Raw genomic sequence first — 13,691 nt, forward strand, 5'->3', positions numbered from 1 at the left:
CCCAATAACAATGCAACTACTAGACGGAAAAAAAACAGCGGAGGATATTAAAAGTGAAATTGCTGTAGAAGTACAAAAAATGAAAGACAATGGGGAGAAAGTTCCTCATTTAGCAGCCCTAATTGTTGGAAATGATGGTGCAAGTTTAACTTATGTAGGTAGTAAAGTAAAAGCTTGTGAAAGAGTAGGTTTTGAATCTACTTTAGTAAAAATGCCAAGTACAACTACTGAAGTTGAATTGCTAAAGAAGATTAAGGAATTGAATGAGAATGAAGCTATTGATGGATTTATTGTTCAATTGCCGCTTCCGGAACAAATCGATGAACAAAAAGTTTTAATGGCAGTTGATCCAAGTAAAGATGTCGATGGATTTCATCCTGAGAATTTTGGAAAAATGGCATTAGACATGACTACTTTTATTCCTGCAACACCTTTCGGAATTTTAGAATTGTTAGAAAGATACGGTGTAGAAACCAAAGGAAAACATACTGTAGTTATTGGTCGTAGTCATATTGTAGGAAGACCAATGAGTATTTTAATGGGAAGAAAAGGATTTCCTGGAAATTCAACAGTTACTTTAACGCACAGTTACACTAAAAATATTGAAGAAATTACCATTCAGGCGGATATCATTATTACAGCTCTTGGTGTCCCAAATTACCTGAAAGCAAATATGGTAAAAGAGGGAGTTGTGGTTATTGACGTAGGTATTACTCGTGTACCTGATGAGAATAACGAAAAAGGATACGTAATCACGGGTGATGTTGATTTTGAAAATGTAAGTAAAAAATCATCGTTTATTACTCCGGTTCCAGGTGGAGTAGGACCTATGACCATTGCAATGTTGTTGAAAAACACGCTTTTGGCTAGAGAAATGAAAAGAAATAAATAAAGAGAAAAATAGTTTTGATTGAAAGCCTTAGACTGACGTTTAAGGCTTTTTTTTATTTTAGTAAATGGATGAAATACTTTTAATACTAACATTGATTGCCAGTTTGTATGGATTGAACGTTCCTAATGATTTAGAAGATAATCGCTATGGAATATAGATTTTTATTTCCGTATCTGTTTTGTTATCCGCTTTTTATGTGTTTTTGTTCAAAAGAAAAAGATGGTTTTGATTTTTAATTAATAATAATCTTACTTTTTTCGGTTTTTGATTCAATTAATTTTATATATTTAAGCAAATGATTAAATACCATAAAAATGAAAATTTCAAACAGAGACAGAAAAATATTTTTCTTAGGATTTGCTACCCTTTTTATTATACAAACAATCTACGACTGGGATTCCACTATTGGTAAGATTCAAAGAGGTTGTGAAGCAGGCTCAAAATAGATTTTGAGAAAACGAGTCTTTTTCTTTTAAAAGAAGATATTTTCATTTGATTTTAATTTTTTATCAAATTTAAATGCGTTTCTATTTTGATTTATAAAAATAATGATTAGCTTTGTAATTCAAAGTACTTTATTTATGAGTCAAAAACTCCAAGAAGATTTATCGCATATTCGTTCCATGATGGAGCGATCTTCCAGATTTATTTCGTTAAGTGGCCTTTCAGGAGTTTTTGCGGGCTTATTCGCATTAGCGGGATCAATTTATGCATATAAATTATTTAAAAACAATGGTATTGAATATTTTGATGGAAAGCAAAAGATGTATAGCAATGATTTAATATTCGAATTAGTTTTCGTTGCTTGCGGAATCTTGATTTTAGCTTTAGGATCGGGTATATTTTTTACTTTGAGAAAAAGTAAAAAGTTTGATTTACCGGTGTGGACGAGTACTACTAAAAAAATGTTACTGAATCTAGCAATTCCTTTAATGGTTGGAGGCGTATTTTGTGTAGCACTTTTATACCATCAATTATTTGCACTTATTGCTCCTGTTACTTTATTATTTTATGGTTTAGCGCTGATTAATGCTGGGAAATATACTTTTTCTGATATTAGGTATTTGGGTGCATGTGAGATTGTTTTAGGATGTATTTCCCTTTTTTATCTTGGGTTTGGACTCATTTTTTGGGCAATTGGATTTGGAATTTTGCACATCCTGTACGGAATAATTGTGTTCAAAAAATACAAATAGAAATGGGAATCATTGACAAATTAAATAAAGATTTCGAAAGTCGGGTTAGATTGGGCATTATGTCTGTTCTAATGGTAAACGATTGGATTGATTTTACGGAAATGAAATCTTTATTGAACATCACTGATGGTAATTTAGCAAGTCACTCTTCGGCGTTAGAAAAATCGGGATATATTGAAATTAAAAAAGAGTTTGTAGGTAAAAAACCAAAAACTTCGTATCGAGTAACCAATATTGGTCGAGCTGCTTTTATTTCACACTTAAATAGTCTGGAAAAATTAATCAAATCGAAATAACCCTTTTTTTTAACTTTATACTTTGAAATGCAAAGTACTTTTAAATTATTAATTATGAAAAAAATACATTTTATTTTAGTCAGCAGTTTGGTTTTTACACTGCTTTTTTACAAGGAAGATTTGGGTCTCAATTGGGCTATTTTCGGGATGTTGCAAACCGCCTTAATATGTTATTTCTTCCAAGAGAAAATTACCAGTAGGGCACATCTGATTTTAGTTGTTACATCGGTTCTGTCTTGCTTTGCGTTTGCTTGGTACGGAGATTTTTCATCATTTTTTGCTATGGCTTTGTCGATTATCTTTTTACAATTCAAAACCCAGGAACCAAAACTTAAATTGTTACAGGCTCTTCCTTTGGTTTTGATCAACGGAATCGCTTCGTTAGGTCGCATATTGATATTCAGTCAATACCTTCCTAAGCGAAAAGTCAATAGCGGTTTTGCTAAAAAAGTGATTGCTTATTTTGTTATTCCAGTTGTTTTTCTTGGATTTTTTTTAATCGTATACTCTTTTGGGAGCGATCATTTTTCCTCTTTGTTTACGGATTATTATTTAGATATCGATGCGTGGCAAGTATTTGTACTGACCGCTTTAGGATTTTTTATTTCGTTCACTTTTTGGAATTATTGGATTCCTGAGGTTTTTTATGAAAAGAATGATTTACTGGACAATGATTTTAAGGAAGACGCCAAAACACAAAATCAAAATTCATTTTCATTTCTGGATATTGATTTTGAAAGAAGAGGTGGAGAGATTACGTTGTTTCTTTTGAATGTGCTTCTTTTGGTTTTCATTGCGACTTATAATTACGAACAGTTTTTTGAGGTTGTCAAAAAATCTAACTTAAGTTCTGATACACACGAAAGAGTAACTGCCGTTATTTTTTCAATTATCATGGCTGTTGGAGTAATTTTATTCTATTTTAAGGGAGGGTTTAATTTTGATGAAAAAGCCAAAAACCTTAAAAAATTAGCTAAGATTTGGATTCTGCTAAATGCAATTTTAATCCTTAGCACTATTATCAAAAACTCAGAATATGTTTCTTTTTTCGGATTGACTTATAGAAGGTTAGGTGTTTATGCTTTCTTGATTCTAGCCATAATCGGATTGGTTATTTCTTTTATAAAAATCACGAAGCAAAAAACAAATGCTTTTCTTTTCAATCAAATGATTTGGTATTTCTATGGAACGATTTTACTGTGCAGTTTTGTAAATTGGGGAAATCTGATTACCAATTATAATATTTCGGTAAACAAAGGAGTAGAGCCTCCCTTTTTATCCGGATTAAACTTCAATGATGAAGTGCGTAGAGACTATTTTTTACAAAATAAACTAGATGGACAATACCTTGAAATTTCAAGAGAGAAGGAGATTAGTCGAATGCAATCAAGGTCCTTTTTATCAAAAGCTTTGTATTATGAATTTTTACCGAGTAAATAAAAGCAAAATCCCATTCAGAAACGAATGGGATTTTAATATTTTTAATAATCGCCTCGTCCTTTAAATCTGGGATCATCTCTTTTGATAAATTCCGTTCTTCTTTTTGGCGCTTCGGTTTTGGGTAAACTAGCTTCTTCGGTTTTGCTCGAAGGTTCAATCAATTCGTTTAATTCTTTGATTTCGGCATCTGTCAAATCACGGTAACGTCCCACAGGAATATCCAGCGAAATATTGATAATTCGGATGCGTTTAAGCGCCGTAACATCATACCCTAAATATTCGGTCATCCTCCGGATTTGACGGTTTAAACCTTGCGTCAAGATAATTTTGAAAGTGAATTTACTGATTTGTTCAACCTTACATTTTCGGGTAACTGTGTCTAAAATCGGAACTCCATTTCCCATTCTTTCAATGAAACGATCAGTTATGGGTTTGTTTACGGTTACCGTATATTCTTTTTCGTGATTGTTCCGCGCGCGTAAAATTTTGTTGACGATATCGCCGTCATTGGTCATAAAAATCAATCCTTCACTGGCTTTGTCCAATCGCCCGATTGGAAAAATTCGTTTTGGATAATTAATATAATCTACAATATTATTGCGAACATCAAGGTTTGTGGTACACTCGATTCCTACAGGTTTATAGAAAGCAAGATAAACAGGTTTTTCATTTTTCTCACGGATTAATTTACCGTCAATACGCACTTCGTCATTTGGTGAAACTTTTGTGCCCAATTCTGGAACGACTCCATTGATGGTCACACGACCTTCTTCAATGATTTTATCAGCTTCGCGGCGGGAACAATAACCAGTTTCTCCTATGAATTTATTGAGGCGTTTTAAATTTTCTTCCATACTGCAAAAGTAATGAATTTGTTTGTTAGATTTTAGACTTCTTAAATTTTTGGATTGTTAGAAAGGTAAGTTTGATGGATTGTATTTAGTCTTCTTAGATTTAATACAGAAGTTCATATCATCTAAGAAGTCCATTTTTCTTCAAATAAAAAACGAGATACTTTTTTATACAGCTCATCGTCGTGCATGCTATGACCTAGGCCTTTGGTCTCAATGAAAATTACATTTTTCCAAGCTGCTGCAATTTTTTTCCCTTCTTCAAATAAAACTACGGAGTCGTCAATGTCATGGGCGATTAATCCTTTTATATTTAATTTTGATGCAAATATTTTACCTGAAAACTGTTCCAAACTCAATTTGAAATTATTGAGATAATGCGCCTCCAAAGACTTTGAAATTTTACTATTAAGACTTAATAATGTGATGTAATTGTTCAGTATAATTTTGAAATCACTTGGCGCTCCCAATATCACCATTTTTTTTACAGCATCAGTTTGATAAACGGATTGATAATACAAACATGTTTTTCCGCCTATGGAATGGCCAATAAGATATTGTGGTTTGAATTTTTCAACGGTAATATGAATGAATTCAGCGTATTGGGGAATATTGAATTCTTTTCCGCTGGATAACCCGTGAGCAGGACCGTCAATAGCAATAATGGTGCTTCCGGATTTTTTTAGATATGGCAGTAAATTTTCCCAGCGAGAGGCATTGCTTTCCCAGCCGTGAACCAAAAGTATTACGGTCTCATTTCCTTTCCAAGTATACGTATGAAAGGAATCTTGTTCAAGTTGGAACATTTCCGGCTGTGCTTCTTGTAGAATTTCCGGGAGTTTGTTTTTAGATAATTTCCCTTCTCGGGGTTCACTAAAAAAACCATACGCTAGTTGCGATGCTTTTTTTGGAAATACAAAACTCAAAATGTTAATGTATAAACCAATAGCTTTAGTGAATATAAAAAATACTGTTTTTTTCATAAAAAAAAAGTCCCGATGTGTATCGGGACTTAAATGTAATTAGAATTTAGAAAACAATTGTTCCATTTTCTCTTTTTCTTCGTCGGCTAGAGAACTGTCGACTAATATTCTTCCGGAGTGTTCATCAGTTATGATTTTCTTTCTGGAAGCAATTTCTACTTGTGTCTGTGGTGGAATAGTGAAGAATGATCCTGCAGAAGCTCCTCTTTCGATAGATACTACAGCTAAACCATTACGAACACTAGTTCTGATTCTTGTGTAAGCTTTCAATAATCTTTCTTCAATTAAAGCTTGGAATTCTGCTGATTTCTCAGATAAGAATGCTTCTTCCTTTGCAGTTTCAGCCATTATCGCATCTAACTCTGATTTTTTGTGCTTTAAATGATTTGATTTTGCTTCCAATCTTTCTTTAGAACTTGAAATTACTTCTTTCTTGTGTTCGAGAGAAGCTTTCATTTCTTTAATTTGTTTTTCTGACAATTGAATTTCTAATTCTTGAAATTCAATTTCTTTAGTCAACGAATTAAATTCTCTGTTGTTGCGAACCGTTTCTTGTTGCTTAGTATATTTTTTGATAGCCTCTTTATGCTCATCAATTGCATTCTTTTTTGATTTGATTAGATCCTCGATAACTTCAAGTTCTCCTTTCAATTTTTCTGAACGTGTGCTTAAACCAGCCACTTCATCTTCTAAATCTTCAACTTCTAAAGGAAGTTCTCCTCTTACGTTTCTGATTTCGTCAATTCTAGAGTCAATAAGTTGTAAATCGTAAATTGCTCTTAACTTGTCCTCAACACTTAATTCTTTCGTATTCGCCATATTCTATAAGTACTTAACTGGATTTGAATTTTCTTCTGATAAAATAACTGCAAAATTAAGGATTTTTTTTCGAAGATACTCTACAATATAATTTTTTGTATAGCGTTCGCTCTCAAAATGTCCAATATCGGCTAAAAGTAACTTGTTTTCGGCTTCATAAAACTGATGGTATTTCAAATCGGCAGTCAAATATGCATCAGCTCCCGTCTGAATCGCATTTTTTATCGCAAAACTTCCTGCTCCGCCAAGAACAGCTACTTTTTTAATTTCCTTTCCAATAAAGTTTGAATGTCGAATTCCGCCACATTGCATTTTTTCTTTTGCAAAAAGCAAAAACTCTTTTTCATTCATGGGATTTTTCAATTCGCCAATCATTCCCAAACCAATATTTTGATGTTGGTTTTGCAACTCATAAATCTCGTATGCGACTTCTTCGTATGCGTGGCTTTTGAATAAGGCTTTCAGGATTTTGTTTTCCAAATGTTTTTCAAAAGTGACTTCGATTTTTATTTCGTCGCCTTGCACAAACTCAAATTGTTCTCCAACTTGTGGATTGCTGTGCTCATTTCCCATATAAGTCCCAATTCCTTTCGAATTAAAACTGCAGTTTTCATAATTTCCAATATTTCCCGCCCCGGCGTCAAACAGTGCATTTCGCACTTCTTCTGCATTTTCAGGAATAGTATATGTTACTAATTTCCGAATGAAGTTTTGCTTCGGGATCAGGATTTTAGTATTTACTAATCCTAATGCGTCACTGAATATTTTATTTACGCCTTCTTGATGATTGTCTAGTGCGGTATGAACGGCGTAAATGGCAATATCATTTTTTATGGCTTTAATGACGGCTCGTTCCACGTAGTTTTTTCCAGTAATTTTTTTCAAACCAGAAAATAATATCGGATGAAAACAAACCACCATATTACAGTTTTTTGCAATCGCTTCGTCAATTATACTTTCTAAAGCATCATGACAAACTAATATTCCGGTTGCTTCTTCGTCTTGGTTTCCAACCAACAATCCGATATTGTCAAAATCTTCAGCATAGGCGAGTGGAGCCATTTCTTCGAGTACGGAAATTATTTCCTTGATTTTACTCACAGTTTTATATTTTTAAGGTGTTCGTGAATCTTCGATTTCATTTTTTTTAGTTTAAAGTCTAAGGTTTCCTGTTTAGTCTTAATCAACTTTAAACATTAAACAGAAGAAACAAAATTTTAAACCAAAGATAATTTATTCTACTTTCGTAAAATGAATTTACTACGAAAATTACTGTTTCCGTTTGCCATTTTATATGGTCTGATAACGAGTATTCGTAATTTTCTTTTCGATAAAGGTATTTTAAAATCGTACTCTTTTAATTTGCCTGTAATTGCTGTCGGGAATCTTAGTGTTGGCGGAACGGGGAAAACTCCTCAAATCGAATATTTGATTCGGTTGCTTTCGGATAAATATAAAATTGCCACATTGAGTAGAGGTTATAAAAGACAGTCTAAAGGTTTTATTTTGGCGGAAGCCAATTCAAATGCCGCAACTATTGGTGATGAACCTTTTCAATTTTTTCAAAAATTCCCATCGATACAAGTTGCAGTTGATGCCGATAGAAAAAACGGGATAGAACAATTGCTTTCGCAAACAGAAAAACCAGAAATTATCTTGCTTGATGACGCTTTTCAACACAGAAAAGTAAAAGCGGGTTTTTATATTTTATTGACATCCTACGGTGATTTGTATTCGGATGATTTTGTCTTGCCAACCGGAAATTTACGTGAAAGCTGGAGCGGAGCAGATAGAGCGAACGTGATTATTGTAACCAAATGTCCTTTTAATCTTTCATTTGAGGAACAAGAAGACATTAAAAAGAGATTAAAACTTTCGAAAAGCCAAGAATTATACTTTACTTTTATAGCATATAATGATTGTATATATGGAAAAAATCGAAAGATAAAGGTTGCTGAAATTCAACATGCTGCTAAAGTATTGGTAGCAGGAATTGCAAAACCGGAACCGTTTTTTTTCTATTTGCAAAACTCTAATGATGTCTGTTTGTCTTTCCCAGACCATCATAATTTTACCGATAAAGACATTTTAGAAATTAAAAATTTAGCTCAAAACAACATTATTATCACAACCGAAAAAGATTATGTGCGTTTAAAGGGAAGTTTGCCAAGCGAACAACTTTTTTATTTACCAATACAAAGTTCTTTCGTTTCGGGAAGTGATAATTTTAATAAAACAATATTAAAATATGTGGGAACAAGTACAAGAAACAGTTAGTTACATTACCGAAAAAATTGATTTTACGCCAGAATACGGTGTGATTTTAGGTTCAGGATTAGGGAGTTTTACGGACGAAATGAAAGTAGAATATACGTTGCCGTACAATGAAATTCCAAATTTTCCGGTGTCAACAGTGCAAGGACACAAAGGTGCATTGGTTTTTGGAACAATAGGAGACAAGAAAGTTGTTGCCATGCAGGGACGTTTTCATTTTTATGAAGGTTATTCGATGACCGAGGTAACTTTTCCGGTAAGAGTGATGAAGTTTTTAGGAGTTAAAAAACTTGTAGTTTCAAATGCATCAGGTGGTGTAAATCCAAGTTACAAAGTAGGTTGTATTGTGATGATTTCAGATCACATCAATATGACTCCTGAACATCCTTTGCGTGGAAAAAATGACGAACGTTTTGGACCTCGTTTTGTAAATATGAGCGAACCGTATTCGAGAAAAATGATTGCGAAAGCAACTGAATTAGCTAAAGAATTGAATATCGAGGTTCATGAAGGAATTTATCTTGGTTTACAAGGTCCAACTTTTGAAACTTTGGCTGAATACAAAATGGTAAAAATTCTGGGCGCTGATTGCGTGGGGATGTCAACTGTTCCAGAAGTAATTGTGGCGCGTCACATGGATTTGGAAACATTTGGTATTTCCGTAATTACCGATATGGGTAACGAAGAAAGTATTGGAACAATCTCTCACGATGAAGTTCTGGAAGCCGCTAAAGAAGCAGAGCCAAAAGTGAGAAGCCTGATTAAGGAATTGATTCTGAATTATTGAATCTAAATATATTCAGCAATGGTAGTGTAAAATTCTTCTGGTATGAACGGTTTAGTGATTACATCGTTCATGCCAAATGATAATAGCATCTCACGATTTTCATGCAGTGATATTGCGGTAAGCGCAATTATCGGAGTGCTAGTATCAAATTTTCGAATCGTTTTTGTAGCAATAGTTCCGTTGATGCCGGGTAAATGCACGTCCATAAGGACGAGATCAAATTTGTTTTTTCTTACTAAATCAATTGCATCTTCACCATTATCAATTACCTCACAAATTATTTGTTTATTGAGAAGCATTTTCTTAGTAATCATTTGATTGATTTTGTTATCCTCCACCAATAGTATTTTTTTGTTCAATAACTTAGAATCGTAGTCTATTTTTGGCGTTGGTTCTGCCGTTGGGAGTTGTTCACTAATTTTAAACGCTAATGCAAATGAGAAGGTGGAGCCTTGGCCACGATACTTGAAAGCTCTATTTGTCCGCCAAGAATTTGAGTTAATTTTTTTACAATCGTTAATCCCAGACCTGTACCGCCATATTTTCTATTGACTTCAATGGATCCTTGAGAAAAACTGTCAAAAACGCTTATTAATTTGTCTTCTGGTATTCCGATTCCAGTATCTGTTACTTCAAAATATAATGTCGCCGTTGGATGGTCTAAATTTTCTAGTTTTGCAATGATACTGACATTACCATTTTTAGTAAACTTTAGCGCATTATTGATTAAATTTAATATGATCTGTGAGAGTTTAGTTGGATCTCCAATTAAGTAATCAGGAATCGCAGGGTCAATTTCAAGTATAAAGTTATTGTTGTTGACAAAAGCCAGTTCCTTCAACGAATTTTGAATGTCAGTCAAAAGCTGTTTTACGTTAAAACTGGTATATTCTATTTCGATGTTATGGGACTCAATTTTATTTATTTCTAAAATTTCATTGATAAATTTCGTCAAATAATCTCCAGAAAATTTTAACGAAGACAAATAATCCATTTGGGTTTTCTTAGGATTTTCTTCCAGTAGTAAATGAGTAATTCCGTTGATGGCATTCAGTGGCGTTCGGAGTTCATGGCTAACTGTCGAAAGGAATTCGGATCTTGCTCTGGATGCTTTTTCTGCTTTGTCTTTCGCGATTTCTAACTCTTTATTTTTTTCTTTCAACAATAAATTAGACTGATTTCGGATAATATTATTTTTATACAAAGACAGGCTTAATAACGATAAAATAGAAATTAAAGCAATGGCCAGAATACTGATTAGTTTTGAAAACTTGCTTGCTTTTTCTTGCTCTTTGAGTTGATTATCGGTTTGTATAATTTCCTTTAAGCGTTCGGATTCTTTGAATTTTGTGTAATCATCAATGCCTAGTCTCTTGTCGTTTAGAATTGCAATTCGTTCTTTTAAATTGAGATGTTGTTTTAAGTAGGAATAGGCATTATTTTTATCCAGCATTTTTTCGTAAACGTTGCTTAAGGCAAGTAAAATATTAGATTTTTGTTCCAGATTATCGGCTTTACTGTTTAGGTCTAATGCCTTGTTAAGATAGTTCAAAGCTAAATTATTCCTGTTTTTTAGGGATTCAATACTTCCTGTTTGAAATAAAGCTTCCGCTTTAGTATTTGATAAATTAGGGTTGTCAGGCTTTGCAATTATTGTTTTAAAAACCGCTAATGCTAAATCTAATTTATTTTTAGATTTATAAATCATTCCCCTTTGCAGGGTAAGTAACTCAGCAGTATCTGAAAATTTTAATAAAGTTTGAATGGTTTTGGCCTCATGGAAGGACATTGCGGCTCTATCAAAATTTTGTTTTGCCATGTAACATAAACCCATATAGTAGTATGTGCCCGCTTCATTGTGACTCGGGTTTAAGTCTGTATATAAATCAGAACTTTTTCGTAATGATTTAATGGCATCATCATATTTTTTTAAATCGTAATATAGTTTTCCAAGGTTTAAGTGCTGAGCTGCCTGATCTTGAATATTTTTATTTTTTTCTGCGAAAAGTATCGCTTTTTGGGTATATAATAATGCGTCCTTATAATTGTTATTTTGGATATTAGAGTTGCTCAAACTGCTGTAATACGCAGTACTGTCTGTTTTCTCATTTGGTTGAGAATACAAGAGTGCGGTAAAAAAAAGTACATAAACGAAAAAATATTTCATTTGTAACTGATTTTTATTGGTTGTTTTTCATATTGGTCAATAGAATTAAATCAATAATTCTTGAGGAATATCCTATTTCATTATCGTACCAGCCCACCACTTTCACCATTTTATCAATAACTGAGGTAAGTTGTGCATCAAATATACATGAATTTTTATTGCCAATTACATCGACGGAAACGATAGGATCTTCGGTATAGTCTAAAATTCCTTTTAAATTTGTTTGTGCGGCAATTTTGAAAGCTGCGTTAATCTCATCAATGGTCACCGCACGTTTTACATTGAAAGTAATATCAGTCAAAGAACCATCAGGAACGGGCACTCGTATACCACAACCACCAATTTTACCTTCGAACTGAGGAAATATTTTTGTCAATGCTTTTGCTGCACCTGTTGTTGTAGGAACAATAGATTGACTTGCCCCGCGAGCTCTGCGCAAATCTTTATGCGGTTGATCGTGCAAACTTTGGTCTGTGGTGTAGGAGTGAATAGTCGTAATATAGGCTTGTTCTATACCGCAAAGTTCATTGATTACTTTAATCATCGGTGCAGCATTATTTGTCGTGCAACTAGCATTCGAAATAATAGTTTCCGAGCCATCCAATATAAAATCATTTACACCAAGTACTACCGTTTTTATAGTGTCGACTTCTGATGGTGCGGAAAGAATCACTTTTTTAGCCCCAGCAATAATATGGGAATTCAGTTCTTCAAAAGTTTTGTACTTCCCCGTAGATTCTATCACATAATCAATGTCTAGACTTTTCCAATCCAGATTTGAAATGCTTTTTTCATGAAAAAATAAAAAATGTTTTCCATCTACCAGAATTCCTTTCTCATCATCGCTAACTGCAAAAGGTAAAACACCGTGAATACTATCGTATTTTACTAAATGCGCCATTGTTTTTTTGTCGGCAATATCATTTAAGGCAACTACTTGTATAGAGGGATGGTTTAAAAGTAATCGAAACAAATTTCTGCCAATTCTTCCAAAACCATTTATGGCAATTCTTGTTTTCAATATTTTTTTGTTTAAAGTTTCAGGTTTAAAGTTGCTTAACTTGAAACTTTAAACCTGAAATATTTTTTTAAAGAATATGTTTTTGTGCTTTGTAAGAGGAGCGAACTAGCGGCCCACTTTCCACATGACGGAAGCCTAATTCTAAACCAAATTGCTCGTATTTCGCAAATTGTTCCGGTGTTATGAATTCTTTTACCGGTAAATGTTTTTTACTTGGTTGTAAGTATTGACCTATCGTAACTATATCAACATTTGCGTCACGCAAATCTCGCATTGTTTGGTACACTTCCTCCTCTTGTTCACCAAGACCTAGCATAATTCCTGACTTTGTTCTATTGATTCCTTTTTCTTTTAAGTAACGCAACACTTCCAGGCTTCGGTCGTATTTTGCCTGAATTCGTACTTCCCGTGTCAATCTGCGAACGGTTTCCACATTATGAGAAACAACTTCCGGATTTGCTTCTACGATACGGTCAATGTTTCTTTCAATTCCTTGGAAATCGGGAATCAACGTTTCCAGTGTCGTGTTTGGGTTCATTCTGCGAATGGCTTTTACGGTTTCAATCCAAATAATAGAACCGCCATCTTTCAAATCATCTCTGTCAACACTAGTGATTACAGCATGTTTGATGTTCATTATTTTAATAGAACGTGCCACTTTTTCCGGCTCATCCCAATCCACGGTTTCCGGTCTTCCGGTTTTTACACCGCAAAAACCACAAGAACGCGTACATACATTTCCTAAAATCATGAATGTAGCTGTTCCTTCGCCCCAGCATTCACCCATATTGGGGCAACTACCTGAGGTGCAAATCGTGTTCAAACTATATTTGTCAACCAAGCCGCGCAGCTCAGTGTATTTTTCGGCCTATCGGGAGTTTTACCTTCAGCCATTTCGGTTTTCCTACAGCTAAAGTATTTTCTAAAACAGTTTCCATATATCAATTTTCAAAGCACAAAGATAA

The 13,691-nt window shown here is 33.8% G+C and carries 14 protein-coding genes and 1 pseudogene; 7 read left to right on the forward strand and 8 right to left on the reverse strand.

Annotation, left to right across the window (positions count from 1 at the left end; all coding sequences use genetic code 11):
- Positions 1-10: 10 nt before the first annotated feature.
- The 5 genes from AC0J6S_RS08310 (at position 11) to AC0J6S_RS08330 (ending at position 3,824) form a co-directional block, all read left to right on the forward strand.
- Entirely contained in the window at positions 11-892 is an 882-nt protein-coding gene (locus tag AC0J6S_RS08310; protein WP_474956260.1) for a bifunctional 5,10-methylenetetrahydrofolate dehydrogenase/5,10-methenyltetrahydrofolate cyclohydrolase, read from the forward strand.
- Positions 893-1,206: 314 nt separating this feature from the next.
- A complete protein-coding gene (locus AC0J6S_RS08315) occupies positions 1,207-1,338 on the forward strand; it encodes a hypothetical protein (RefSeq protein WP_474956261.1) in 132 nt (43 codons plus the stop codon).
- Between the two features lie 135 nt (positions 1,339-1,473).
- Positions 1,474-2,088, forward strand: coding sequence for a hypothetical protein (locus AC0J6S_RS08320; RefSeq protein ID WP_474956262.1), 615 nt, complete (start codon positions 1,474-1,476; stop codon positions 2,086-2,088).
- A gap of 2 nt (positions 2,089-2,090) precedes the next feature.
- Positions 2,091-2,384, forward strand: a complete 294-nt coding sequence (locus AC0J6S_RS08325; protein WP_474956263.1) for a winged helix-turn-helix domain-containing protein — start codon at positions 2,091-2,093, stop codon at positions 2,382-2,384.
- A gap of 54 nt (positions 2,385-2,438) precedes the next feature.
- Positions 2,439-3,824 carry a DUF4153 domain-containing protein gene (locus AC0J6S_RS08330; RefSeq protein ID WP_474956264.1) on the forward strand — a complete coding sequence of 462 codons (1,386 nt, stop codon included), beginning with the start codon at positions 2,439-2,441 and terminating at the stop codon, positions 3,822-3,824.
- Between the two features lie 41 nt (positions 3,825-3,865).
- Here AC0J6S_RS08330 and rluF read toward each other — a convergent pair whose 3' ends face one another.
- From rluF to AC0J6S_RS08350, 4 genes are all read right to left on the reverse strand, one after another.
- A complete protein-coding gene (gene rluF, locus AC0J6S_RS08335) occupies positions 3,866-4,678 on the reverse strand; it encodes a 23S rRNA pseudouridine(2604) synthase RluF (RefSeq protein ID WP_417991307.1) in 813 nt (270 codons plus the stop codon).
- 122 nt (positions 4,679-4,800) lie between these two features.
- On the reverse strand, positions 4,801-5,658 hold the full coding sequence (locus AC0J6S_RS08340) for an alpha/beta fold hydrolase (protein ID WP_474956265.1): 858 nt from the start codon (positions 5,656-5,658) through the stop codon (positions 4,801-4,803).
- 39 nt (positions 5,659-5,697) lie between these two features.
- Positions 5,698-6,477, reverse strand: a complete 780-nt coding sequence (locus AC0J6S_RS08345; RefSeq protein WP_474956266.1) for a zinc ribbon domain-containing protein — start codon at positions 6,475-6,477, stop codon at positions 5,698-5,700.
- Between the two features lie 3 nt (positions 6,478-6,480).
- On the reverse strand, positions 6,481-7,539 hold the full coding sequence (locus tag AC0J6S_RS08350; RefSeq protein WP_474956345.1) for a Nif3-like dinuclear metal center hexameric protein: 1,059 nt from the start codon (positions 7,537-7,539) through the stop codon (positions 6,481-6,483).
- 189 nt (positions 7,540-7,728) lie between these two features.
- On the opposite strand from AC0J6S_RS08350, the gene lpxK reads away from it, so the two are divergent.
- Together lpxK and AC0J6S_RS08360 are read left to right on the forward strand one after the other, a co-directional pair.
- Entirely contained in the window at positions 7,729-8,754 is a 1,026-nt protein-coding gene (lpxK, locus tag AC0J6S_RS08355; protein WP_474956267.1) for a tetraacyldisaccharide 4'-kinase, read from the forward strand.
- Positions 8,726-9,538, forward strand: coding sequence for a purine-nucleoside phosphorylase (locus AC0J6S_RS08360; protein WP_474956268.1), 813 nt, complete (start codon positions 8,726-8,728; stop codon positions 9,536-9,538). Before lpxK ends, AC0J6S_RS08360 begins: the two co-directional genes overlap by 29 nt.
- 2 nt (positions 9,539-9,540) lie before the next feature.
- Here AC0J6S_RS08360 and AC0J6S_RS08365 read toward each other — a convergent pair whose 3' ends face one another.
- The 4 genes and pseudogenes from AC0J6S_RS08365 to lipA all read right to left on the reverse strand — a co-directional run bounded on the left by AC0J6S_RS08365 (position 9,541) and on the right by lipA (position 13,664).
- Positions 9,541-9,852, reverse strand: a complete 312-nt coding sequence (locus tag AC0J6S_RS08365) for a response regulator (protein WP_474956269.1) — start codon at positions 9,850-9,852, stop codon at positions 9,541-9,543.
- Between the two features lie 113 nt (positions 9,853-9,965).
- Entirely contained in the window at positions 9,966-11,705 is a 1,740-nt protein-coding gene (locus AC0J6S_RS08370; RefSeq protein WP_474956270.1) for an ATP-binding protein, read from the reverse strand.
- Between the two features lie 13 nt (positions 11,706-11,718).
- Positions 11,719-12,726 carry a type I glyceraldehyde-3-phosphate dehydrogenase gene (gap, locus tag AC0J6S_RS08375; protein ID WP_474956271.1) on the reverse strand — a complete coding sequence of 336 codons (1,008 nt, stop codon included), beginning with the start codon at positions 12,724-12,726 and terminating at the stop codon, positions 11,719-11,721.
- Between the two features lie 67 nt (positions 12,727-12,793).
- Positions 12,794-13,664, reverse strand: a pseudogene (lipA, locus tag AC0J6S_RS08380) (lipoyl synthase).
- Positions 13,665-13,691: the final 27 nt, after the last annotated feature.

It is taken from the genome of Flavobacterium sp. TS_SC_5 (genome assembly GCF_056156265.1).

Excerpts from the sequence above, each read along its gene's own strand:
- AC0J6S_RS08310 (WP_474956260.1), top strand. The coding sequence starts at position 11 with ATGCAACTACTAGACGGAAAAAAAACAGCGGAGGATATTAAAAGTGAA.
- AC0J6S_RS08315 (WP_474956261.1), top strand. The coding sequence starts at position 1,207 with ATGAAAATTTCAAACAGAGACAGAAAAATATTTTTCTTAGGATTTGCT.
- AC0J6S_RS08320 (WP_474956262.1), top strand. The coding sequence starts at position 1,474 with ATGAGTCAAAAACTCCAAGAAGATTTATCGCATATTCGTTCCATGATG.
- AC0J6S_RS08325 (WP_474956263.1), top strand. The coding sequence starts at position 2,091 with ATGGGAATCATTGACAAATTAAATAAAGATTTCGAAAGTCGGGTTAGA.
- AC0J6S_RS08330 (WP_474956264.1), top strand. The coding sequence starts at position 2,439 with ATGAAAAAAATACATTTTATTTTAGTCAGCAGTTTGGTTTTTACACTG.
- rluF (WP_417991307.1), bottom strand. The coding sequence starts at position 4,678 with ATGGAAGAAAATTTAAAACGCCTCAATAAATTCATAGGAGAAACTGGT.
- AC0J6S_RS08340 (WP_474956265.1), bottom strand. The coding sequence starts at position 5,658 with ATGAAAAAAACAGTATTTTTTATATTCACTAAAGCTATTGGTTTATAC.
- AC0J6S_RS08345 (WP_474956266.1), bottom strand. The coding sequence starts at position 6,477 with ATGGCGAATACGAAAGAATTAAGTGTTGAGGACAAGTTAAGAGCAATT.
- AC0J6S_RS08350 (WP_474956345.1), bottom strand. The coding sequence starts at position 7,539 with ATGGCTCCACTCGCCTATGCTGAAGATTTTGACAATATCGGATTGTTG.
- lpxK (WP_474956267.1), top strand. The coding sequence starts at position 7,729 with ATGAATTTACTACGAAAATTACTGTTTCCGTTTGCCATTTTATATGGT.
- AC0J6S_RS08360 (WP_474956268.1), top strand. The coding sequence starts at position 8,726 with ATGTGGGAACAAGTACAAGAAACAGTTAGTTACATTACCGAAAAAATT.
- AC0J6S_RS08365 (WP_474956269.1), bottom strand. The coding sequence starts at position 9,852 with ATGATTACTAAGAAAATGCTTCTCAATAAACAAATAATTTGTGAGGTA.
- AC0J6S_RS08370 (WP_474956270.1), bottom strand. The coding sequence starts at position 11,705 with ATGAAATATTTTTTCGTTTATGTACTTTTTTTTACCGCACTCTTGTAT.